The sequence below is a fragment of the Sphingomonas sp. GW821-FHT04B01 genome (assembly GCF_059420425.1).
This window is the reverse complement of the sequence record NZ_JBWKTR010000004.1, coordinates 317,434-340,315: the sequence shown is the minus strand read 5'-3', so window position 1 is coordinate 340,315 and position 22,882 is coordinate 317,434. Positions and strand designations below refer to the sequence as shown.

At 69.8% G+C, this 22,882-nt stretch carries 15 protein-coding genes; 12 read left to right on the top strand and 3 right to left on the bottom strand.

Features of this window, described 5'->3' with window-relative positions:
• Positions 1-71 precede the first annotated feature (71 nt).
• The 6 genes from AC07UH_RS12700 (at position 72) to AC07UH_RS12675 (ending at position 13,959) form a co-directional block, all read left to right on the top strand.
• A complete protein-coding gene (locus tag AC07UH_RS12700) occupies positions 72-2,402 on the top strand; it encodes a beta-N-acetylhexosaminidase (RefSeq protein ID WP_495180710.1) in 2,331 nt (776 codons plus the stop codon).
• Positions 2,399-4,969: a beta-mannosidase gene (locus tag AC07UH_RS12695; RefSeq protein WP_495180709.1), complete on the top strand. Its 2,571-nt coding sequence runs from the start codon at positions 2,399-2,401 to the stop codon at positions 4,967-4,969. The genes AC07UH_RS12700 and AC07UH_RS12695 overlap by 4 nt, the downstream gene beginning before the upstream one ends.
• Positions 4,970-5,438: 469 nt before the next feature.
• On the top strand, positions 5,439-7,985 hold the full coding sequence (locus AC07UH_RS12690) for a glycoside hydrolase family 3 C-terminal domain-containing protein (protein ID WP_495180708.1): 2,547 nt from the start codon (positions 5,439-5,441) through the stop codon (positions 7,983-7,985).
• Positions 7,986-8,125: 140 nt separating this feature from the next.
• A complete protein-coding gene (locus AC07UH_RS12685) occupies positions 8,126-9,568 on the top strand; it encodes a glycoside hydrolase family 125 protein (protein WP_495180707.1) in 1,443 nt (480 codons plus the stop codon).
• A complete protein-coding gene (locus AC07UH_RS12680) occupies positions 9,565-11,886 on the top strand; it encodes a GH92 family glycosyl hydrolase (protein ID WP_495180706.1) in 2,322 nt (773 codons plus the stop codon). Before AC07UH_RS12685 ends, AC07UH_RS12680 begins: the two co-directional genes overlap by 4 nt.
• A gap of 159 nt (positions 11,887-12,045) precedes the next feature.
• Positions 12,046-13,959, top strand: coding sequence for an alpha-L-fucosidase (locus AC07UH_RS12675; RefSeq protein ID WP_495180705.1), 1,914 nt, complete (start codon positions 12,046-12,048; stop codon positions 13,957-13,959).
• Between the two features lie 123 nt (positions 13,960-14,082).
• Here AC07UH_RS12675 and AC07UH_RS12670 read toward each other — a convergent pair whose 3' ends face one another.
• A complete protein-coding gene (locus AC07UH_RS12670; protein ID WP_495180704.1) occupies positions 14,083-14,841 on the bottom strand; it encodes a competence/damage-inducible protein A in 759 nt (252 codons plus the stop codon).
• A gap of 50 nt (positions 14,842-14,891) precedes the next feature.
• Between AC07UH_RS12670 and map the strand changes: the two genes are divergently transcribed.
• The 4 genes from map to AC07UH_RS12650 all read left to right on the top strand — a co-directional run bounded on the left by map (position 14,892) and on the right by AC07UH_RS12650 (position 18,843).
• Positions 14,892-15,719 carry a type I methionyl aminopeptidase gene (gene map / locus AC07UH_RS12665; protein WP_137898946.1) on the top strand — a complete coding sequence of 276 codons (828 nt, stop codon included), beginning with the start codon at positions 14,892-14,894 and terminating at the stop codon, positions 15,717-15,719.
• Complete coding sequence (locus AC07UH_RS12660; RefSeq protein WP_495180703.1) at positions 15,716-16,393, top strand: GNAT family N-acetyltransferase; 678 nt, start codon at positions 15,716-15,718, stop codon at positions 16,391-16,393. Before map ends, AC07UH_RS12660 begins: the two co-directional genes overlap by 4 nt.
• A 66-nt stretch (positions 16,394-16,459) precedes the next feature.
• Positions 16,460-17,527: an SDR family oxidoreductase gene (locus tag AC07UH_RS12655; RefSeq protein WP_495180702.1), complete on the top strand. Its 1,068-nt coding sequence runs from the start codon at positions 16,460-16,462 to the stop codon at positions 17,525-17,527.
• Positions 17,524-18,843 (top strand): ABC1 kinase family protein, encoded by a 1,320-nt coding sequence (locus tag AC07UH_RS12650; protein ID WP_495180701.1) that lies wholly within the window; start codon positions 17,524-17,526, stop codon positions 18,841-18,843. Before AC07UH_RS12655 ends, AC07UH_RS12650 begins: the two co-directional genes overlap by 4 nt.
• 166 nt (positions 18,844-19,009) lie before the next feature.
• On the opposite strand, the gene AC07UH_RS12645 is transcribed toward AC07UH_RS12650, so the two are convergent.
• Positions 19,010-20,581 (bottom strand): alpha-N-arabinofuranosidase, encoded by a 1,572-nt coding sequence (locus tag AC07UH_RS12645; RefSeq protein ID WP_495180700.1) that lies wholly within the window; start codon positions 20,579-20,581, stop codon positions 19,010-19,012.
• Between the two features lie 234 nt (positions 20,582-20,815).
• Here AC07UH_RS12645 and AC07UH_RS12640 point away from each other — a divergent pair, with 234 nt between their 5' ends.
• A complete protein-coding gene (locus AC07UH_RS12640) occupies positions 20,816-21,196 on the top strand; it encodes a response regulator (protein ID WP_495180699.1) in 381 nt (126 codons plus the stop codon).
• A 359-nt stretch (positions 21,197-21,555) separates the two neighbouring features.
• On the opposite strand, the gene AC07UH_RS12635 is transcribed toward AC07UH_RS12640, so the two are convergent.
• Positions 21,556-21,993, bottom strand: coding sequence for a hypothetical protein (locus AC07UH_RS12635; RefSeq protein ID WP_038660845.1), 438 nt, complete (start codon positions 21,991-21,993; stop codon positions 21,556-21,558).
• Positions 21,994-22,273: 280 nt separating this feature from the next.
• Between AC07UH_RS12635 and AC07UH_RS12630 the strand changes: the two genes are divergently transcribed.
• Complete coding sequence (locus tag AC07UH_RS12630; RefSeq protein WP_495180698.1) at positions 22,274-22,666, top strand: hypothetical protein; 393 nt, start codon at positions 22,274-22,276, stop codon at positions 22,664-22,666.
• Positions 22,667-22,882 lie beyond the last annotated feature (216 nt).

Here is a 22,882-nt window from a genome sequence, read left to right as displayed (position 1 = left end):
TCAGGCATGGACGCCGCGGCATCGGTCCTGCAAGATACCATCAAATACCAAAACAGGACCAAGGGGTTGTCATGAGGGAGCATGTCGGTTTCGCGACCATCGTCGGCGGCGTTCTGGCGCTGCTGTCGCCGGCCGCGGCGACCGCCCGGACCGCTCCTGCTCCCGCTCCCTTGCCGCTCGTGCCGATGCCGCAGACCGTGACCCGTGGCAGCGGCAGCTTCACCGTCACCGATGGCGCCCGGCTCGCCGTCCCCGCCGGCGACGCGGGGGCGGAGGCCGCCGCCCGGCTGCTTGCCGCGCACGTCCGCGTCGAACGCGGCCTCACCCTCGCCCCGATCGCCGGCGACGCACCGATCCGCTTCGTCCGCGACGCGACGATCGCGGGCGACGAGGCCTATCGGCTCGACGTCGACGCCCGCGGCATCCGCATCGCCGCGTCCGGCGACCGCGGCCTCGTCCACGGCGCGATGACGCTGGCGCAATTGCTCAGCCCCGATCGCGCCTATGGCCGGTCGGTCGCGGTGCCCGCGCTCGCCATCACCGACGCGCCGCGCTTCGCGTGGCGCGGGCTGATGATCGACCCCGCGCGTCACTTCCAGCCGATCGGCTTCCTCCGCGGCATCGTCGACCAGATGGCGTCGGTGAAGCTTAACACGCTCCATCTCCACCTCACCGACGACCAGGGCTGGCGGTTCGAGGTCAAGCGCTATCCCCGGCTCACCGAAATCGGCGCATGGCGCACCCCGCCGTCGGCGGGCGGCGCGCCCGGCCCGCGTGTCGGCGGCTTCTACACGCAGGACGAATTGCGCGGCCTCGTCGCCTACGCCGCCGAGCGCGGCATCGTCATCGTCCCCGAGATCGACCTGCCCGGCCACGCCCAGGCGCTGGTCGCCGCCTATCCCGAACACGGCGTGCTCGGCGATCGTCCCGCGGTCGGCCACGATTGGGGCGTGAACCCCTATCTGCTCAACCCGCGGCCCGAGACGGTGCGCTTCGTCGAGGACATCCTCGACGAATTGCTCGCCGTCTTCCCCGGCCCGTACATCCACCTCGGCGGCGACGAGGCGGTCAAGGATCAATGGGAACGATCGCCGCAGGTGCAGGCGCAGATGGCGTCGCTCGGCCTCAAGACCGAGATGCAGATGCAGAGCTGGCTGATCGATCAGCTCGGCGCCTATCTCGCCAGGCACGACCGCCGCCTGATCGGCTGGGACGAGATCCTCGAGGGCGAATTGCCGCCGTCGGCCTCGGTGATGTCGTGGCGCGGCGACAAGGGCGCGGTCGAGGCGGCGTCGCGCGGCCACGACGTCGTGCTGTCGCCCGGCCCGACGCTCTACCTCGACAATTCGCAAAGCCGCGGCGACGACGAACCGCCCGGCCGGCTCGCCGTCCAGACGCTCGCCGATCTCTATCGCTACGATCCGATGCCGGCGGGCATCGCCCCCGACAAGGCGGGCCATGTCCTCGGCGCGCAGGGCAATGCGTTCAGCGAATATCTCATCACCGCGTCGCAGGTGCAGCACGCGATCTTCCCGCGCGCCGCCGCGCTTGCCGAGATCACCTGGTCCGCCAAGGCCGCGCGCGACTTCCCCGGCTTCGTGTCGCACGTCCAGCCGCAGCTCGCGCGCTGGCGCCGTTCCGGGCTGGAGGTCGCCGACAGCGCCTTCGCGGTCGGTTACACGATCCAGGGCCGCCGCGGCGATGCGCTGCGTGCCGGCCGGGTGACGGTGGCGCTGGCGACGCAGGCGCCGCTCGGCACGATCCGCTATACGCTCGACGGCAAGGACCCGACGCCGCGGTCGCGCGCCTATGCCGCGCCGCTGACGCTGGCCCCCGGCGCGACGATCCGCGCCGCCGCCTTTGATGCCAGCGGCACCGCGCTCGCCACCCCGCGCGCCTTCGCGACCGGCCGCGCCGCGCTGCTCGCCCGCGGCAACAGCGACCTGACCGCCTGCCCGACCGGGTCGCTCGCGCTGCGCGTGCCGCTGACCGCCGACGCCACCGCCGACGCGCCGGCGTATGACATCGACCTGTTCGACACCTGCTCGGTCTATCCCGCCGCGCCGCTCGACGTGGCGAGCGGCATCACGCTCGACATCGCCCGCCTGCCGCGCCCGTTCGGCCTCGCGCACGATTTCACCCAGCTGCGCGCGCATTATAACGTCACGCCGCATGGCGAGCTGGTCGTCACCGCCGGCTGCCCGGTCAAGGACGGCCCGCGCCCGCCGGTCGTCGCGACCTTCCCGCTGCCCGACCCGGCGACCGCGCCCAACCGCTTCCGCGTCACCGCGCCCGTCGCCCGGCGCAGCGGCGACCCCGACCTCTGCCTGCAATTCACCTCGCCGCTCTCCGACCCGCTCTATGCGGTCGAGCGCGTGCAACTGACGGAGCCCAATTCGTGAAGCCCCTCCGCCCCGCCCTGCTCACGCTGGCGCTGCTCGCGCTGACCCCCGCTTATGCCGCGCCGCGCGAGGCGGTGCCGCTGGATCGCGACTGGCAGGTCCGCCTCGACCCCGCCGACGCCGCCGCCGCCAAGGCGCACCCCAAGGAGACGCGCTGGCTGCCCGCCCGCGTCCCCGGCAGCGTCCAGCAGGACCTGATCGCCGCGAAACGCGTCCCCGATCCGTTCAAGGGCACCAACGAGGCGGCGATCCAATGGGTCGGCCTGTCCGACTGGCAGTTCCGCACCCGCCTGACGGTCACCCCGGCGATGCTGGCGCGCGACCATCTCGACCTCGTCTTCGACGGCCTCGACACCTTCGCTACCGTCCGCGTCAACGGAACGGTGCTGCTCTCCGCCGACAACGCCCACCGCCGCTGGCGCGCCGACGCCAAGCCGCTGCTCAAGGCCGGCGCCAACGAGATCCTCGTCACCATCGCCTCGCCGATCAAGCAGCTCGCGCCGCTCGTCCTCGCCGAAAAGCACCCGCTGCCCGGCGAATATGTCTCGGCGTTCAAGGACGATCCCGGCGACCGCCAGACCTCGCCCTATATCCGCAAGCCCAAATACCAATATGGCTGGGACTGGGGTCCGCGCATCGTCACCATCGGCCTGTGGCGCCCCGCCCGGCTCGAGGCATGGGACGAGGCGCGGCTCGACACGCTGCGCGTCGAGCAGGACGCGCTCAACGACGCCGAGGCGCGGCTCACCGCCCGCGCGACGATCGTCGCCGACCGCGCCAGGACCGTGACGCTGCGCACCCTCCTCACCGCCCCCGACGGCACCACGCAGACGATCGACCGCCCGGTCGCGGTCGCGCCCGGCAGCAACGCCGTCGCCATCCCGCTCACCGTCGCCACGCCGCAGCGCTGGCAGCCGGTCGGCTATGGCGCGCAGCCGCTCTACACCGTCGCCACCAGCCTCGTCGTCGACGGCGTCGAATCCGATCGCAGCCAGCGCCGCATCGGCCTGCGCACCGTCGCGCTCGACCGCCGCAACGGCGCGTTCGGCTTCATCGTCAACGGCACGTCGATCTTCGCCAAGGGCGCCAACCTCATCCCGTTCGACAGCTTCCCCGCCCGCGTCGATCGCGCCGAGATGCAGTCGCTGCTCACCGGCGCGCGCGACGCACACATGAACATGATCCGCATCTGGGGCGGCGGCTATTATCTCGACGACGCCTTCTACGAGATGGCGGACCGCATGGGCCTGATGATCTGGCAGGATTTCATGTTCGGCGGCTCGGTCACGCCCCCCGACGCGGCGTTCCGCGAGAACGTCCGCATCGAGGCCGACGAACAGGTCGCGCGCCTCGGCGACCATCCCTCGATCGTCATCTGGACCGGCAACAACGAAGTCCTGTCCGGCTGGGAGAATTGGGGCGACCGCAAGGCGTTCAAGACCGCGATCGGCCCCGACGAGCAGGAGCGGATCGGCACCGGCATGGCGGTGCTGTTCGACCGCGTGCTGCGCGACGCGGTGACCCGCAACAGCCCCGGCACGCCCTATATGCCCGGTTCGCCGTCGAGCGATTACGAAGGCCCCAACGACACCGACGCCAACGGCGACCGCCATTTCTGGGACGTCTGGTCGGGTTCCAAGCCGGTCGAGCAATATCTCGACCATTGCCCGCGCTTCATGTCCGAATATGGCTTCCAGTCGATGCCGACGATGGCGACGATCCGCGACTTCGCCGGGCCGGGGCCGCTCGCCGCCGACAGCGCAGTGATGAAGGCGCACCAGAAGTTCCTGTCCGGCGAAGGCAATGCACGCCTCCAGCTCTATCTCGACCAGCGGCTGCGCCCGGCGAAGGACTTCGCCGACTTCGTCTATCTGACGCAGGTCGATCAGGCACAGGCGATCAGCCTCGCCGCCCTCCACCATCGCGCCTGCCGGCCGGTGACGATGGGCTCGCTGTTCTGGCAGCTCAACGACGTCTGGCCGTCGGTCAGCTGGGCGAGCATCGACCATCTCGGCCAGTGGAAGCTGCTGCAATATGAGGCGAAGCGCTTCTTCGCCCCGCAGGCGATCGTCGCCGAGCACAAGGATGGCGCGACCCGCGTCGTGCTGCTCTCCGACGCGACCACGCCGCTGCCGGCCCGCTGGCGGCTCACCGTCCGCGACATGACCGGCGCGACGCTCTCGACCCGCGAGGCGGCGGCGACGCTCGCCCCGCTGTCCGCGGCGACGGTCGCGACGCTGCCCGACGCCGATCTGTTCGGCACCGCCGCGCCGGCGCAGAGCTACGCGGTCGCCGAACTGCTGGTCGACGGCCGCACCGTCAGCCGCACCATCGTCGAGCGTCTCGTGCCCAGGGACATGGCCTATCCCGACCCCGGCCTGACGCTGCGCCGCTCGGGCGACACCGCGACGATCACCGCCACCAACCTCGCGCGCGCGGTGATGATCGACATGGGCGACATGCCCGGACAGGCGTCCGACAACGGCTTCGACCTGCTCCCCGGCGAAAGCGTCACGGTGACGCTCACCGGCAAGCAGACCCCGACGCTCAGGACGCTTGCCCGCTGATGGCGGCGCGCGCCCGTCTCATCGCGTCCGTTGGATCGCGGTCACGCGAAACCGCGAAGCCGCGAAGAGATGCGCGCGCAGCAGTACGAAGCCCCCGCGGCGCAGCCACCCGCAAAATCCCCCCGGCAACAAGCGCCCCCGGCATAGAATCGCGGCCGGGCACCACCAAGCCCACCCCCTCCGCGCCTCCGCGCCTCCGCGCGAACCCCTTCTCGCTACTCTTCTCTTCGCGTCTTCGCGTCTTCGCGCGACCCCCCTCAAGTGTTCCCGCGAAGGCGGGAACCCAGAGCCAGGCAGAGCAACGTCTGATGGCGTCCGGGACCCTGGGCTCCCGCCTTCGCGGGAGCACTGGCCGCGACTTGTCTATGTCCAGCCCCCGCCGCGACACGACCGCACGCACAATCACGCCGCACCACCCCTCTGCGTCCTCCGCGCCTTCGCGCGCAAACCCCTCCCCAGGAGCGTCCGTATGATCCCCGCCCTCCTCCTGCTCGCGCAGGCCGCCGACCCGATCGCCGCGACGGTCGCCACCATGTCCCCCGAGCGCAAGGCGGCGCAGCTCCAGAGCACCGCACCTGCCGACCCCGCCGCCGGTCTGCCCGCCTACGACTGGTGGAGCGAAGGGCTGCACGGCCTCGCCCGCGACGGCTATGCCACCGTCTTCCCGCAGGCGATCGGCCTCGCCGCGACCTGGGACGTCGACGTGATGAACCGCGTCGGCACGATTGTCAGCACCGAGGCGCGCGCCAAGTTCAATGCCAGACCTGTCGCCGCCGATCGCCGCATCTACGAAGGGCTGACGATCTGGTCCCCCAACATCAACATCTTCCGCGATCCGCGCTGGGGCCGCGGGCAGGAGACCTATGGCGAGGACCCGTATCTCACCGGCTCGCTCGGCGTCGCCTTCATCCACGGCCTGCAGGGTCCCGACCCCAGCCACCCCCGCGTCGTCGCCACGCCCAAGCATTTCGCCGTCCACAGCGGTCCCGAAGCCGGCCGCGACAGCTTCGACGTCGATCCCAGCCCGCAGGATCTCGAGGCGACCTATCTCCCCGCCTTCCGCCGCGCGATCATCGAGGGCAAGGCGACCTCGCTGATGTGCGCTTACAACAGCATCCACGGCGTGCCGGCCTGCGCCGCCTCGTGGCTGATGAACGACCGGCTGCGCCACGATTGGGGCTTCACCGGCTTCACCGTCTCCGACTGCGACGCGGTCGGCAACATCAGCGTCTATCACCATTACCGCAAGGACAGCGCCGGCGCGGCGGCGGCGGCGATCCGCGGCGGCACCGACGTCAATTGCGGCAGCGCCTATGGCGCGCTGCCGCAGGCGCTCGCCGCAGGGCTGGTCAGCCAGGCGGAGGTCGATACCGCACTGACCCGCGCGCTGCGCGCCCGCCGCGCGCTCGGCATCGCCTTCGGCGGCACCAGCCCGTACAGCACGATCCCCGCCAGCGAGGTCGCCACCCCCGCGCACCGCGCCGCCGCGCTCGACGCCGCGCGCAAGTCGATCGTACTGCTCCAGAACAACGCCGACCGCCTGCCGCTCAAGGCCGGCGCGAAGATCGCGGTGATCGGCGCCAATGCCGACGACCTCGGCGTGTTGCAGGGCAATTACCACGGCACCGCGGTCGCCCCGGTCACCCCGCTCGACGGCCTGCGCACCCGCTTCGGCGCCGCCAACGTCACTTATGCGCAGGGCTCGCTGCTCGCCGAGACCGCGGCGATCGTCGTCCCTGAAACCGCCCTGCGCGCCGACGGCAAGCCCGGCCTGCGCGCCACCTATACGGGCGGCAGCGGCGCGCCGACCATCCGGCAGGACCGCCGCATCGACCTCGACGTCAATCGTGCGCCGCCCGCGCCCGGCCTGCCCGCGACCGGCTATACCGCGCGCTGGACGGGCGAGTTCGTTCCCCCCGCGCCCGGCCGCTACCATCTGATCCTCGATCAGACGCAATGCTGGAAGGATTGCACGGTTCACGATCGCGCCAGGCTGACGCTCGGCGGCAAGACGCTCCACGACGGCGGCCTGCCCAAGGGCCGCGTCGACCTCGTCATCGACAGCGACGGCACGCCGCAGCCGATCGACATCCTCCTCGATCACCGGTCGGAAGACGACAGCTTCCGCCTGCTGTGGCTGCCCCCCGCCGAACCGTTGCTGGCGCAGGCGGTCGCCGCGGCGAATCAGGCGGATGTCGCCGTCGTCGTCGCCGGCCTGTCGCCCGATCTGGAGGGCGAGGCGCTGTCCGTCTCCGTCCCCGGCTTCGTCGGCGGCGACCGCACCGACATCGCGCTGCCCGCGCCGCAGCTCCGTTTGCTCGCCGCGCTCAAGGCGACCGGCAAGCCGATTGTCCTCGTCCTGACCAGCGGCAGCGCGGTGTCGGTCGATCCCGCCGCCGCCGATGCGATCCTCGCCAATTGGTATGCGGGCGAGGCAGGCGGCACCGCGCTCGCCGACGTGCTGTCCGGCACGGTCAATCCCGCCGGTCGCCTGCCGGTGACGCTCTACCACGCGACCACCGATCTGCCCGCCTTCACCGATTACGGCATGAAGGAGCGCACCTATCGCTATTTCACCGGCAAGCCGCTGTGGGGCTTCGGCCATGGCATGAGCTACACCAGCTTCCGCTACGCCGCGCCGCGCGGCCCCGCCTCGGTGGCGGCGGGCGGCGACCTGCGCGTCGAGGCGAGCGTCACCAACACCGGCGCACGCGACGGCGAGGAGGTCGTCCAGGCCTATCTCGTCCCCCCGGCGGCCAAAGCGGCGGGCGGCAACGTGCCGGTCCTCCAGCGCCAGCTCGTCGGTTTCCGGCGCATCACCGTCGCCCGCGGCAAGAGCGCCAAGGTCGCCTTCACGCTCGATCCGCGCGCGATGAGCATCGTCGATCCCGACGGTCGCCGCCACGTCGTCCCCGGCGCCTACCGCCTCTACGTCGGCGGCGGCCAGCCGGGCGACGGCGCCGGCCAGTGGTTCGCCTTCACTGTCACCGGTGCCGACACGGAGCTGCCCAAGTGATGCGCCGCCTCTCCACACCCACTCCGTCACCCCGGACTTGTTCCGGGGTCCACCCGTCCGCAGGCGTCGGGCCTGAAGCTCATGCCGCGCTCCCCGCCGCAGAGTGGACCCCGGAACGAGTCCGGGGTGACGGAGGTGACTTGGCTGAGGAGTCGCGAAATCTCAACCGCCGCCACTTCCTCGCCGCGACCGCCGCGTCGGCGGCGACGCTGGCCACCCCCGCCTTCGCCGCGCCGCAGCTGCCCTCGAAGCGCCCCGCTCTGGCCGACCGCCGTTTCACCAGCCCGGCGGTCGAGCGCGAGCTTGCCCGCGTCTCGGCGCAGATCGGTGACGCCAAGCTGCGCTGGATGTTCGGCAATTGCTATCCGAACACGCTCGACACCACCGTCCGCATGGGCGGCACCGCGGCGGCGCCCGACGCCTTCGTCATCACCGGCGACATACCCTGCCTGTGGCTGCGCGATTCCTCGGCGCAGGTGAAACCCTATCTCCACCTCGCCAGACAGGCGCCCGAACTGCGCCGGCTGATCCGCGGCCTGATCGCGCGCCAATCGCGCTGCATCCTGCTCGATCCTTATGCCAATGCCTTCATGGAGGACCCGACCGCCAAATCGAACCTCGAATGGTCGCAGAAGGACGAGACCGAGATGAAGCCCGGCGTCGCCGAGCGGAAATGGGAGATCGACTCGCTCTGCTACCCGATGCGCCTCGCGCACGGCTATTGGCGCGCCACTGGCGACGCGGCGCCGTTCGACGCGACCTGGGCGGCGGCGGCCCGCGCCAGCATCCGCACCTTCCGCGAACAGCAGCGCAAGGACGGCCCCGGCCCCTACAGCTTCCGCCGCTCCGCGCCGCAGCCGACCGAGACGTTGCTCTGGGGCCACGGCAACCCGACGCGTCCGGTCGGCCTGATCCATTCGGGCTTCCGCCCCTCCGACGACGCCTGCCTCTACCCCTTCCTCATCCCCAGCAACCTGTTCGCCGTGACGGCGCTGCGCGAACTCGCCACCGTCGCCAAAGAAGCATGCAATGACAATGACTTAGTGCAATCCGCCATGGCTTTGGCGGCCGAGGTCGCGGCGGCGCTCAAGGCGCACGGCACGATGCGTCTGCGTGACGATAGTGAAGTTTGGGCCTATGAGGTCGACGGCTACGGCAACGCCGTCTTCATGGACGACGCCAACGTCCCCAGCCTCTCCGGCCTCGCCTATCTCGGCTGTGTCGACGCCGCCGACCCGCTGTGGCAGCGCACCCAGGCAGCCTGCTGGAGCGACGCCAACCCCTGGTTCTTCCGCGGCAAGGCCGGCGAGGGCATCGGCGGCCCGCACGTCGGCGCCGGCCAGATCTGGCCGATGTCGCTGACGATCCGCGCCCTCTCCGCGACCGACGACACCGCGATCCGCGGCGCCCTGCGCACCCTGCGCGACACCGACGGCGGCACCGGCTTCATCCACGAGAGCTTCGACCGGGACGATCCCGCCAAATTCACCCGCAGCTGGTTCGCCTGGGCGAACGGCCTGTTCGGCGAGCTGATCCTCCACCTCGCCGCCACCCGACCCGCATTGCTGAAGGCGCCCCTATGACCGAAGGCACGATCTCCCGCCGCACCCTCCTCGCCGGCACCGCCGCCGCCGGCCTGCCGCTGCCCGCGCTCGCCGCGGCGCCGACGCCCGCCGCCGCCAACCTCTTCATCGGCACCGGCGGCCACGGCCACACCTATCCCGGCGCGACCCTGCCCTTCGGGATGGTCCAGCTCAGCCCCGACACCGACGTCGAGCGCTGGGACGCCTGCTCGGGCTATCACCGCACCGACACGTCGATCATGGGCTTCAGCCACACGCATCTGTCGGGCACTGGCATCGGCGACATGCTCGACGTGCTGGTCGTGCCGACCCGCGGCCCGGTGCAGCTCCTCCCCGGCCCGCTCGACAACCCCGACGCCGGCTACCGCCAGCGCTTCACCGCCGAACATGCCGAGCCCGGCTATTATCGCGTCGCGCTGGAAAGCGGCGTCCGCGCCGAGCTGACCGTCACCGACCGCACCGGCTACCACCGCTACACCTTCCCCGCCGGCCCCGCCCACATCCTCGTCGACCTGTCGCACCTCGTGCTCGACAAGAGCGACCAGCCGCCGCTCGTCACCGACGCCAGCCTGACGCTCGGTCCCGACGGCACGCTCACCGGCAGCCGCACCGTCCACCGCTGGGCGAAGGGCCGCCACATCCACTTCGCGCTCCAGACCTCGCGCGCGCCGACCCGCGTCACCCTCTACGGCGACGGCGATGCGCAGCAGCCAGCGGGTGCCCGCGCGGTCAAGGGCATGCGTCTGAAGGCCGTGCTCCATTATGACGACGCCGGCGCCGCGCCGATCCTGATCCGCTGCGGCATCTCGGGCGTCGACGTCGCCGGCGCGCGTGCCAACCTCGCCGCCGAGGGCAGGAGCTGGGACTTCGACGCCGTCCGCCGCGCCGCGCAGACCACCTGGGCGCGCGAGTTCGACGCGATGCGCGTCGAGGGCGGCACCGCCGACCAGCGCACCATCTTCGCCTCCGCGCTCTACCACGCCCTGATCGCGCCGACGCTCTTCTCCGACGTCGACGGCCGCTACATCGGCCTCGACCGCAAGCCGCACGCGCTCGCCAGGGGCGAGGCCGCGTACAGCAGCTATTCGCTGTGGGACACCTATCGCGCGCTCCACCCGCTGCTCACCATCGTCGCCCCCGACAAGGCGCAAAGCCTCGTCGCCGACCTGATCCGCCAGACACAGCAGAGCCCCTATGGCCCGCCGGTCTGGCCGTTGCAGGGCGTCGAGACCGGCACGATGATCGGCTGGCACGCCGTCTCCGTCCTCGCCGAAGCGCAGGCGAAGGGCATCGAGGCGGATTACGCCGCCGCCTGGCCCGCGATCGCCAAGCGCAGCTTCGACTTCACCGCGCCCGATCGCGACAACAGCAAGGGTCGCGACGTCTACGACGCCAAGGGCTATGTCCCCGCCGACGTCTGGTTCGAGAGCGTCAGCCGGACGCAGGAATATGCCTATGACGACTGGGCCTCGGCGCATCTCGCCCGCGCCGCCGGCCGGACGGCGGAAGCGGATCGGCTGCTCAAGCGCTCGGGCAATTGGCGCAACGTCATCGACGGCAAGGCCGGCTTCGCCAAGCCGCGTTTCGCCGACGGCCGCTGGTGGAGCCCCTACGACCCCATCCAGCTCGGCCATATGCCCAAGCCGTGGTGGCGCGACTATACCGAGGCAAATGGCTGGCAGGCGACCTTCCTCAACCAGCACGACGTCTACGGCCTGATCGCGCACATGGGCGGCGATGCCGCGTTCGAGGCCCGACTCGACGCGCTGTTCACCGCGCCTTCGACGTTGCCCGCCAACGCGCCGCCCGACATCAGCGGCCTCGTCGGCCAGTATGCGCACGGTAACGAGCCCAACCACCACGTCGCCTATCTCTACGCCTACACCGGCGCGGCGTGGAAGACGCAGGCGATGGTCCGCCGGCTGTGCGTCGAGATGTACAAGAACGACCCCGACGGCATCATCGGCAACGACGATTGCGGCCAGATGAGCGCCTGGTTCGTGCTGTCGTCGCTCGGTTTCTACCCGGTCGATCCGGTCGAGGCGGTGTACGTCTTCGGCTCGCCGCTGTTCGAGCGTGCCGAGATCCGCCTGCCCGGCGGCAAGCGGCTGACGATCGAGGCGCCCGGCAACCGCGCCGACACGCCCTATGTCCGCGCAGTCAGCCGCAACGGCAAGCCGTGGACGAAGAACTGGATCAGCCACGCCGAGCTGATGCAGGGCGGCCGCCTCACCTTCACGATGAGCGCGACGCCGGTGAAGAGCTTCGGACAGGCCAAGGCGGATCGCCCGCCGTCGAACGGCCACGGCGCGGCGTGAGGCACGCGTCGCGATCGACCCGCTGTACCCCGGCGGAGGCCGGGGCCCAGTTGCGGGAAGCGCGGTAACGACGCGCCGCATCAAAACAGGAGCGTCTCCTGACTGGGCCCCGGCCTTCGCCGGGGTACAGCATCCAATACAGCCATACGGAGCCACGCCGTGACCGACCTCAGCCGCCGCACCCTCATCGCCTCCGGCCTCGCCGCGACGGCGACCGCCACCCCCGCCTTCGCCACGACCACCCCGGCGAATGCCCCCGTCCCCTATGGCGCCACCCCGTCGCCGCGCCAGCTCGCCTGGCACCGGCGCGAGCGCTACGCCTTCGTGCATTTCTCGATCAACACCTTCACCAATCGTGAATGGGGCTATGGCGACGAAAGCCCGGCGCTGTTCAACCCGACCGACTTTGCACCCGACCAGATCGTCGCCGCGGCCAAGGCGGGCGGCATGCGCGGCATCATCCTCACCGCCAAGCATCACGACGGCTTCTGCCTGTGGCCGACGCAGCTCACCGACCATTGCATCCGCAACAGCCCGTACAAGAACGGCAAGGGCGACATCGTCCGCGAGATGGAACAGGCGACGCGCCGCGCCGGCCTCGCCTTCGGCCTCTATCTCTCGCCGTGGGACCGCAACCACCCCGAATACGGCCGTCCGGCCTATGTCGATTACTATCGCAAGCAGGTGGTGGAACTCTGCACCCGTTATGGCGAATTGTTCGAATTCTGGTTCGACGGCGCCAATGGCGGCGACGGCTATTACGGCGGCGCCAAGGAAACCCGCAAGATCGATGCGCCGAAATACTACAACTGGCCGTCGATCATCGCGCTCGTCCACCAGCATCAGCCGATGGCCTGTACCTTCGACCCGCTCGGCGCCGACATCCGCTGGGTCGGCAACGAGGACGGCGTCGCCGGCGATCCCTGCTGGCCGACGATGCCCGACCACCCCTATGTCCAATCCGAGGGGAATAGCGGCGTCCGCAACGGGGCGCTGTGGTGGCCGGCGGAGACCGACGTGTCGATCCGCCCCGGCTGGTTCTACCACCCCGACGAGGACGCCAAGGTCAAGGACCCGCAGCGGCTGATCCGCCTGCACGACGAATCGATCGGCCGCGGCACCAACCTCAATCTCAACCTGCCGCCTGATCGCCGCGGCCGCATCCCCGATCACGACGTCGCCGTCCTCAAGAGCTTCGGCGCGGCGCTCGAGGCGAGCTTCGCCACCGATCTCGCGCAGGGCGCCATCGCTTCGGCGAGCGCCACCCGCGGTGCGGCGTTCGCACCGGCCAAAGTGCTCGACGGCAACCGCGACACCTATTGGTCGACCCCCGACCGCGTCACCACGCCGACGCTGACGCTCGACCTGCCGCCCAATCGCAGCTTCGACCTGATCCGCATCCGCGAACATCTGCCGCTCGGCGTCCGCGTCACCCGCTTCGCGATCGAGGCGGAGGTCGCCGGTCGCTGGCAGCGCCTCGCCGAGAAGACCGCGATCGGTGCGCAGCGCATCATCCGCCTCGACGCGCCGATCACCGCGCGCCGCATCCGGCTGGTGATCCTCGACGCCCCTGCCTGCCCGGCGATCAGCGAGGTCGCATTGTTCCGCAGCGTCGCACCGGTCCCGGTCGCCGCCCCGCGCAGCAGCGACGCGACGCTGATCTCGCCGCGCGACTGGAAGGTCGTCACCGCAACCGCGCCCGGCGCGGAGGCGCTGCTCGACGGCGACGGCGCGACGATCTGGTCGCAACCCGCGCCGACCACGACGCCGGCCAGCGTCACGCTCGACCTCGGCACCACGCAGACGGTCGCCGGCTTCAGCCTCACGCCCTGGCGCCACCCCGACAAGGTCAGCGCCCCGCCGCGCAACTATCGCGCCGAGACCAGTACCGACGGCAAGACCTGGACCGCGGCGGCGGATGGCGAGTTCCAGAACATCGCCTACGCGCTGGCGACGCAACGCATCCCCTTCACCACGCCGCGCCCGCTGCGCTACCTGCGCCTGACCTTCGCCGCGACCGCGGTGCCGGCCGAAAAACTGGCGATCGCGGACATCGGCGCCTTCACGCGCTGATCGAGAACGCCGCCACTACACGCCATTGTGCTCCTGCGAAAGCAGGAGCCCAGGGTCACAGGCGGCGGAGATTTCGGCTTTGGGCTCCTGCGTTCGCAGGAGCACTCGGCCAAACAGCGACCGTCAGATCCCGCCCGCGAAGACCTCGCGCCCGCCGGCCTGCAACTCGCGCGTCAGGTCCGCCAAGCACTGCGTCACCAGCGCCTCGTCCGCGCTGCGCACGACGAAATTCGCCCCCGTCCGCCCGTCGCGGAAGAACGGATAGGAGCCGATCGACACGCCCTCATGCGCCTTCTCGGCATCGCGCAGCAGGTCGGCGACCTCGCTCTCCGCGACCCAGCAGCCGATCGTCCCCGACACCACCGGCCGCCCGCCTTCCAGCGTGCCGGTCAGCGCATCGAGCATCCCGGCGGTGATATGCGGCACCCCCGCCATGATGAAGATATTGCCGATATGGATACCCGGCGCGCCCGACACGCGATTGGGGATCAGCCCCGCCCCCGCCGGCACCCGCGCCATCCGCGCGCGCGTCTCGGTCAGCCCGCCGCGCGTCGCATAATAGCTCTCCAGCACCGCCATCGCTTCGGGATGATGCTCGACCCCGACGCCCAGCGCCTCCGCGATCGCGTCGACGGTGATGTCGTCGTGCGTCGGCCCGATGCCGCCGGTGGTGAACAGATAGTCGTTGCGCGTCCGCAGGGTGTTGACCGCCTCGACGATCGCCGCGGTCCGATCGGGCACCACGCGCACCTCGGCGAGGCGGATGCCCTGCACGTTGAGCCAGCTCGCGAGCTGCGCGATGTTCTTGTCCTGCGTCCGGCCGGAGAGGATCTCATCCCCGATCACGACCAGCGCAGCGGTCCAGATACGTTCCTGCTCCATCGCCCGGTCATAGCCTCGCAAAATCGCCGCGACCACGCTATATCGCCGCGATGACCGAATACGTGACCGTCACCTCCGACGCGCCGGAAGGGCGCACCGGCGCCATCAAGCTCCATGGCCCCGCCGCTTTCGCCGGCATGCACAAGGCAGGCAAACTCGCCGCCGAGACGCTCGACATGCTGACGCCGCATATGGTGCCGGGCGTATCGACCGCCGAACTCGACAAGCTGATCTACGACTTTATCGTCGCGCGCGACGGCGTACCGGCGACGCTCGGCTATCGCGGTTATACGCATTCGACCTGCATCTCGATCAATCATGTCGTCTGCCACGGCATTCCGTCGGAGAAGACGCTGAAGTCGGGCGACATCGTCAATGTCGACGTCACCCCGATCGTCGACGGCTGGCACGGCGATTCGAGCCGCATGTATCTGATCGGCGACGTGCCGCTGAAGGCGAAGCGCCTCGTCGAGGTCACCTATGAATGTCTGATGCTCGGCATCGAGCAGGCCCGGCCCGGCAACCATATGGGCGACGTCGCCAACGCCATCCAGCGCCATGCCGAAAAGCATCGCTACGGCGTCGTCCGCGACTTCTGCGGCCACGGCCTCGGCCGCCTGTTCCACGACGCACCCGAAGTCGTCCACGTCGGCAAGCCCGGCACGGGTCCGGAACTCAAGCCCGGCATGATCTTCACGATCGAACCGATGATCAACATCGGCCGCCCCGACGTGAAGCTGCTCGACGACGGCTGGACCGCGGTGACGCGTGACCGCTCGCTGTCGGCGCAGTTCGAACATTCGATCGGCATCACCGAGGACGGCTGCGAGATCTTCACCACCTCCCCCGCCGGATACCACCAGCCGCCCTATCAGTGAGTCCCGCGCATCCGCTCGACGCGCCGGTCTGGCAGGCGCTGACCACGCGGCAGGCGCCGCTGGCGCGGGGCGATGACGACGCGCGGCGGATCGACCCCGATTACGGCCTGTTCGCGGCGGTGGCGGCGCATGACGTCCGTTATCACGCCGCGCTCGCCGATCTCGTCGCGCGCGGCGAGACGATCGGGCTGTTCGAGCCGGCACCGCCGGCCACCCTGCCCGGCTTTCGCAGCATTACGACGGCGCGCTGCGTGCAGATGGTCGCCGCCGATCCTCCGTCCGCCACGACCGACGCGGTCCCGCTCGGCGACTCCGACGCGGCGGAGATGGTCGCGCTCGCCGAACTGACGCGCCCCGGTCCCTTCTTCCGCCATACGCATCGCTTCGGCGGCTTCCTCGGCATCCGCATCGACGGCCGGCTCGCCGCGATGGCCGGCACGCGGCTTGCGCTCCCCGGCTATCGCGAGGTCAGCGGCGTCTGCACCCACCCCGATTTCCGCGGCCGCGGCCTCGCCGCCGGCCTGATCGCCGCGGTCGCCGCCGCGATCCACGCGGCCGGCGATAGGCCCTTCCTCACTAGCTACGCCGACAATGCGGATGCGATCGCGCTCTACCGCCGCCTCGGCTTCGCGCCCCGCCGCGACCTCGTCTTCAGCCTGTTCGAACGACGGTAATCCAATAAAGTCGGACCCTTGCGGCAGGGCCTGCGTTGGCAGCGTCTTACCGGAAAAGGCAGATACATGACCAAACACGCATTGATCGTCGGTGCGAGCGGCATCGTCGGCAGCGCGACCGCAGCGCTGCTCGTCGAACAGGGCTGGACCGTCCACGGTCTCGCCCGCCGCCCCGGCGACCAGCCGGGCGTCCAGCCGGTCGCCGCCGACCTGCTCGACGCCGCCGGCACCGCCGCCGCGCTCGCCGGCATCCGCCCCGACGCGGTGTTCATCACCACCTGGCTGCGGCAGGACAGCGAAGCGGAGAATATCCGCGTCAATTCGGCGATGGTCCGCAACCTGCTCGACGGCCTGCGCGCCAACGACGCCGCCGTGGGGCATGTCGCGCTCGTCACCGGCCTCAAACATTATCTCGGGCCGTTCGAGGCCTATGGCAAAGGCACGCTGCCGCAGACGCCGTTCCGCGAGGAACAAGGCCGGCTCGACGTGGAGAATTTCTATTACGCGCAGGAGGACGAGGTGTTCGCCGCAGCGGAGCGCGACGGTTTCACCTGGAGCGTCCACCGCCCGCATACCGTGATCGGCAAGGCGGTCGGCAATGCGATGAACATGGGCACGACGCTCGCCGTCTATGCGACCCTGTGCCGTGAGACCGGCCGGCCGTTCCGCTTCCCCGGCTCGGCGGCGCAATGGGACGGGCTCACCGACATGACCGACGCGGGCCAGCTCGCGCGGCATCTGCTATGGGCGGCGACCACCCCCGCCGCGGCGAACGAGGCGTTCAACGTCGTCAACGGCGACGTCTTCCGCTGGAGCTGGATGTGGAGCCGCATCGCGGAGTGGTTCGGCGTCGAGGCCGCCCCGTTCGACGGCAGCGTCCAGCCGCTGGAAACGCAGATGGCCGGCGACGCCGACCTCTGGCGGCGCATCGCCGAGCGCGAGGGGCTTGCCGAGCCCGATCTCGCCCGCCTCGCCTCGCCCTGGCATACCGACGCCGATCTCGGCCGCCCGATCGAGGTCGTCACCGACATGTCGAAGAGCCGCCGCCTCGGCTTCACCGCCTATCAGCCGACCGACGATGCGTTCTTCACATTGTTCGAGCGGCTGCGTGCCGATCGCCTGATCCCGGCATGAGCGATGAGCGCCCCGACAAGGGCCGCGCCGTTCCCAGCGGCCGGCTGTCGCGGCTCGGCGCCTTCGGGCGTCTCGCCGCGGGGGTCGGTGGCGGCGTCGTCGCCGAGGGTGCGCGTCGGCTGGCGGCGGGAGAGCGGCCGCGGATGGGCGACCTGCTGCTCACCCCCGCCAATGCGACGCGCGTCGCCGACCAGCTCGCGCATCTGCGCGGCGCGGCGATGAAGCTCGGCCAGATGATCTCGATGGACGCGGGCGACATGCTCCCGCCGGAACTGGCGACGATCCTCGCCCGGCTGCGCAACGACGCGCACCATATGCCGCCCGCGCAGCTCAACACCGTGCTCGCGCAGGAATGGGGCCGCGACTGGCGTGGCCGCTTCGCCCATTTTCAGGCGCATCCGATCGCGGCCGCCTCGATCGGGCAGGTGCATCGTGCGCGCCTGCCCGACGGGCGCGAATTGGCGATCAAGGTGCAATATCCCGGCGTGATGCAGAGCATCGACGCCGACGTCGACAATGTCGCCACCTTGCTGCGCGTCTCCGGCCTCCTCCCCAAGGACCTCGACATCGCGCCGCTGCTCGGCGAGGCGAAGCGCCAGCTCCACGAGGAGGCGGACTATCTGCGCGAAGGCGCGATGATGCGCCGCTATCGCGACTTGCTCGCCGACGATCCCGCCTTCGTCATCCCCGAGCTGCACCCCGAGCTGACCACCACCAACGTGCTGGCGATGACCTATGTCGCCGGCGTGCCGATCGAGACGCTCGAGGCCGCGGAACAGCCGGTGCGCGACGCCGCGATGCACAGCCTCATCGCCTTGGCGCTGCGCGAGCTGCTCGACTGGGGGCTGATGCAGACCGATCCCAATTTCGCCAATTACCGCTGGCAGCCCGAGACCGGGCGGATCGTCCTGCTCGACTTCGGCGCCGCCCGCGCGGTGCCGCCGGCGACCGCGGACGGCTATCGCCGCCTGCTCGCCGCCGGCCTGTCGGGAAACCGCGATGCGGTACGCGAAGCGGCGGTCGCGGCGGGCTTCCTCGGCGAGGCAGCGGCGGCGCGGCACCGCCCGCTGGTCGATGCGATGATCGACGTGATCCTCGGCGAGCTCAACCGCCCCGGCCCGTTCGACTTCGGCGATCGCGCCTTCGTCGGCGTCGTCCGCGAACAGGGGATGGAGATGGCACAGGATCGCGCCACCTGGCACGTCCCGCCCGCGGACACCTTGTTCGTCCAGCGCAAGATCAGCGGCACGGCTCTGTTGGCGGCGCGACTGAAGGCGCGCGTCGACATCCGCGCGATGGTGGACGGGCGGGTGTAACACGCAGACGATTGCGTCGCTTCATCGGTTGCCGTCACCCCGGCCTCGAGCCGGGGTCCCGCTACTTCGGACGAAGCGTGATGCCGGACTGAGCCCGGCATCACGGGGAATATAAGCGCCTTCGCAGCCTTCGACATCGGGGGCGACACCGCCGCCCCCTGCCCGTTCATCGGATGTCGAGGATCACCACCGATTTCGCCGGCAGCGTCACCGACAGCGTTCCACCGGACAGCGTCGCCCCGGTGAACGCCACCGGCTTGACCACGTCGGGCGCATTGAAGGTGTTGTGCGCGTCCATCGTCGTGCCCGTCAGGATACGCCCGGTCACGGTCCCCCCGGCGATCCCGGCGAGCTGCACGGTCACGTTCGCCGGCTGGTTCGGATCGACGTTGGTCAGCGCGACGTGCACCACGCCGTCGGTGCCCCGCACCGCGCTCGAACTGACCGCGCGCAACTCGTGCCCGCCGTTCTTATACCAATGCGAGCTGACCTCGGCGGGCAGGACGGTGCCGTCCTGATAGCCCTTGTACAGGTCGAACACCCAATAGGTCGGCGTCTTCACCATGCGGTTGCCGTCGGTCAGCAGCATCGCCTGCAGCACGTTGACCATCTGCGCGATATTGGCGCCGCGGACGCGATCGGCATGGCGCGCGAAGATATCGAGGTTGAGGCTCGCCACCACCGCGTCGCGCAGGCTGTTCTGCTGGTAGAGGAAGCCCGGATGCGACCCCGGCTCCTGATCGTACCAGGTGCCCCATTCGTCGACGAGCAGCGCCACCCGCTTCTTGGGATCGTATTTGTCCATGATCCGCGAATGGCCCTGGAGCAATTCCTCCATCTTCATCGTCTTGGCGAGCGTCCGCGCCCAGGCTTCCTCGTCGAAGCCGGTCGCCGCGCCCTTCTTCTCCCAGCTGCCGGGCACGGTGTAATAATGGACGCCGATCCCCGAGAAGGCGTTGCCCGCCTTCTGCATCATGACCTCGGTCCAGTTGTAATCCTCGGCATTGGCGCCGCTCGCCACCTTCATGATCGGCACGCCGTCGGGCGCCTTGACGAAGGTCGCGTAGCGGCGCGTCTCGTCGGCGGCATATTCGGGCGCCATATTGCCGCCGCAGCCCCACAATTCGTTGCCGATGCCGAACATCGGCACCTTCCACGGTTCCTTGCGGCCGTTGGCGGCGCGCTCCTTGGCGAGCGTCGAGCCGGTCGGCGAGGTCATATATTCGACCCATTCGGCCATCTCGCGCGGCGGCGCCGAGCCGACGTTGCCCGACACATAGGCCTCGGCACCGAGCAGCTCGGAATAATCCATGAATTCGTGCGTGCCGACCGCATTGTCCTCGGTCACGCCGCCCCAATTGGTGTTGACCTTGACCGGGCGCTTGCCGCGCGGGCCGATGCCTTCGCGCCAATGATATTCGTCGGCGAAACAGCCGCCGGGCCAGCGCACCACCGGCACCTTGATCGCCTTCAGCGCCTCGATCACGTCGCTGCGATAGCCGCGGACGTTGGGGATCTTGCTGTTCGGGCCGACCCAGATGCCGCCATAGATGCCGGTGCCGAGATGTTCGGCGAACTGGCCGAACAGCCGCTTGTCAAATTTCGGACCGGGACGATCGCCACGCACCGACACGATATCGGACGGCGCGGCCGCCGGCGTGGCCTGCTGCGCCGCTGCGCCGCCGGAGACCAGAACCGCCAGCGCGGAACAGAACAACAGCCTCGACATCACCTTCATCACTCTCCCCTGACGCGTCCCAGCGCGTGCCCGCCGATGCTATCCCGCGTTTCGCTATTCGTCAATTTGCCGGACAAATGGGTGGCGTCGCGCGACGAACCGCGGCAGGACGCGGCGAATGTTGCGTCGCACTACCAAGTCCATGCTAGGCCTGCCGGATATGCCGGTCTGCTCCGCCCCTTGCCGAACGCCGCCTGCGGCCATGTCTCGACCGGCGGCGGAGCGGGCGCGCGCATGACCGATCTTCGCGGCCGGCGCATCCTGATCGTCGAGGACGAATATCTCGTCGCGGACGACCTCGCACGCGATCTGCGCGGCCTCGGCGCGGAGATCGTCGGCCCGATCGGCACGCTCGCCGCCGCGGTGAAACTGCTCGCGATCGCTCCGCCGCTCGACGGTGCGGTGCTCGACATCAATCTGCACGGCGAGATGAGCTACCCCGTCGCGGCGCTGCTGGCCGCCGCCGGGACGAAGTTCCTGTTCGTCACCGGCTATGACGCCTGGACGATCGATGACCGGTTTCGCAACGTCCCGCGCCACGAAAAGCCGGTCCATTCCGCCGACGTGGTCGCGGCGCTGTTCGGTGAAGAGAGGCAGACGTCGGGCAAGGCATAGAGCCGCTACCCGCTGGACACTCCGACAAATACAAAGTCAACGGATGCTGCGAACCGTTCGCGGTCGTTGTCCGTCATCCCATCTGGAGGCAGAGGGCGAGACCTCCGAACAACCTTGCCAGTACTCCCGCGCAGGCGGGAGCCCAGGAGTCACTTACGCTATAAGACGTTGTTTTGCTTGACCCTGGGTTCCCGCTTTCGCGGGAACACTGAGGAGATGCGTCGCCTTTAGTGGAGGTCGTTCCCCCGTCGCAATACGTCGGACGTCTCGCGAAATCGGCGTTCAACCGAACAATGCAGCCGTATATCGCAACGGCCTACCAAATTGAGAAAATGGGACGCCGCAGCATCCCCCGAGCCTCACGCCCGCCCGCGCCGCGCTTCCGCCTGCCGGGCCGAGGCGATCGTATCGACCACCAGTTCGTAGAAGGCCGGCGAATAGCCCGATGCCAGGAACGCCTTCACCTCGGCCGACGCGATCGCATAGCCGCGCTTCCAGCTCAGCACCGCGATCCGGCGCAACGCCTCGAGCTTGGGGTCGGCGAGCTGCGGGCTGATCCGCACGCCGAACACGAGGCCGAGCCAACGGGTCAGCCGGCCCGGCTGGCGCAGCGTCGACAGGCCGTCCTGCCGCGCGATCCCGATCACCGAACGCTCAAGCTCCGTCAGCACCGGCCGTTCCTCCTCTGCAGCCTGCGCCAGCGGCGCTGTCTCCGACACCACGACCGGCCGCGCGACGGGCGCGCTCACCCGCGCATAACCGGCGTTGCCCGGTTCGGCAAAAGCAAGAAAAGCCATGGCGTCACTCCCTTCTCGACATCGCACGCCACCCTTCCGCATCCATGGCGATGCAGACCGATACGTGCGAATTGTTGCACCCCTTTTGCCGCCGCACTGCGAAGGGCATCCGGGTGTTTCCGTCCGATGCCCGCGATCCCTCGCCGCCATCTTCTATACTGTTCGGTATAGAAGCGGCTGCGGCGGTCGTCAACGGCTTTTATACCGTTCGGTAGAAAAGCTGCCGGCGGATACCGGTGGAGCGCGGGGCGTTGCCGTTTCGAGAGATCAGGAGGTCCCCATGTCCGACACGTCCCGCGATACCAAGGCCGATCCCGAGCGCGATCCCGCCGGCAATCCGTTCGACGACGCCGACGGCCATTCCGGTCAGGAGTATAACAAGGACCGCGAGGCGGCACTCGGCGCGCAACGCCCCGGTGGCACCGTCTCCGCCCGCCCCGGCGACCCGGCACCGCCGCACGATTCGGTGATCCCGCCCGACAACGGCCGCCGCGCCTCGTTCGACCCGCAGACCGGCGAGGTCCACGGCAGCGGCAGCGGCGCCGGCGGCGGCAACCCCGGCGAGGATTTCGACTCCGACGCCGCGACCGGCGACGGCTATCCGGTCACCGGCGGCGAAGGCCGACCGAAAGGCGGCGACGGCGATCTCGGCCCCGGCCACGTCAGCGAATGAAGCGCAATCCTCCCCGTGGCGGGAAGGACTATTTCGTACGACCGTTCGAATGTTACGATGGCAATTCTATTCCCCGTCATGCCGGACTTGATCCGGGGTCCTGCTTCTTCTTCGCAACGTCCGAAGAAGAAGCAGGACCCCGGCATCAGGCCGGGGTGACGGCGTGGGTCCAAACAGACGCGCATATGCGACTGACCACGCCGCCGACCAGGAAAT

Excerpts from the sequence above, each read along its gene's own strand:
- AC07UH_RS12700 (WP_495180710.1), top strand. The coding sequence starts at position 72 with ATGAGGGAGCATGTCGGTTTCGCGACCATCGTCGGCGGCGTTCTGGCG.
- AC07UH_RS12690 (WP_495180708.1), top strand. The coding sequence starts at position 5,439 with ATGATCCCCGCCCTCCTCCTGCTCGCGCAGGCCGCCGACCCGATCGCC.
- AC07UH_RS12680 (WP_495180706.1), top strand. The coding sequence starts at position 9,565 with ATGACCGAAGGCACGATCTCCCGCCGCACCCTCCTCGCCGGCACCGCC.
- AC07UH_RS12670 (WP_495180704.1), bottom strand. The coding sequence starts at position 14,841 with ATGGAGCAGGAACGTATCTGGACCGCTGCGCTGGTCGTGATCGGGGAT.
- map (WP_137898946.1), top strand. The coding sequence starts at position 14,892 with ATGACCGAATACGTGACCGTCACCTCCGACGCGCCGGAAGGGCGCACC.
- AC07UH_RS12655 (WP_495180702.1), top strand. The coding sequence starts at position 16,460 with ATGACCAAACACGCATTGATCGTCGGTGCGAGCGGCATCGTCGGCAGC.
- AC07UH_RS12650 (WP_495180701.1), top strand. The coding sequence starts at position 17,524 with ATGAGCGATGAGCGCCCCGACAAGGGCCGCGCCGTTCCCAGCGGCCGG.
- AC07UH_RS12645 (WP_495180700.1), bottom strand. The coding sequence starts at position 20,581 with ATGAAGGTGATGTCGAGGCTGTTGTTCTGTTCCGCGCTGGCGGTTCTG.
- AC07UH_RS12640 (WP_495180699.1), top strand. The coding sequence starts at position 20,816 with ATGACCGATCTTCGCGGCCGGCGCATCCTGATCGTCGAGGACGAATAT.
- AC07UH_RS12635 (WP_038660845.1), bottom strand. The coding sequence starts at position 21,993 with ATGGCTTTTCTTGCTTTTGCCGAACCGGGCAACGCCGGTTATGCGCGG.
- AC07UH_RS12630 (WP_495180698.1), top strand. The coding sequence starts at position 22,274 with ATGTCCGACACGTCCCGCGATACCAAGGCCGATCCCGAGCGCGATCCC.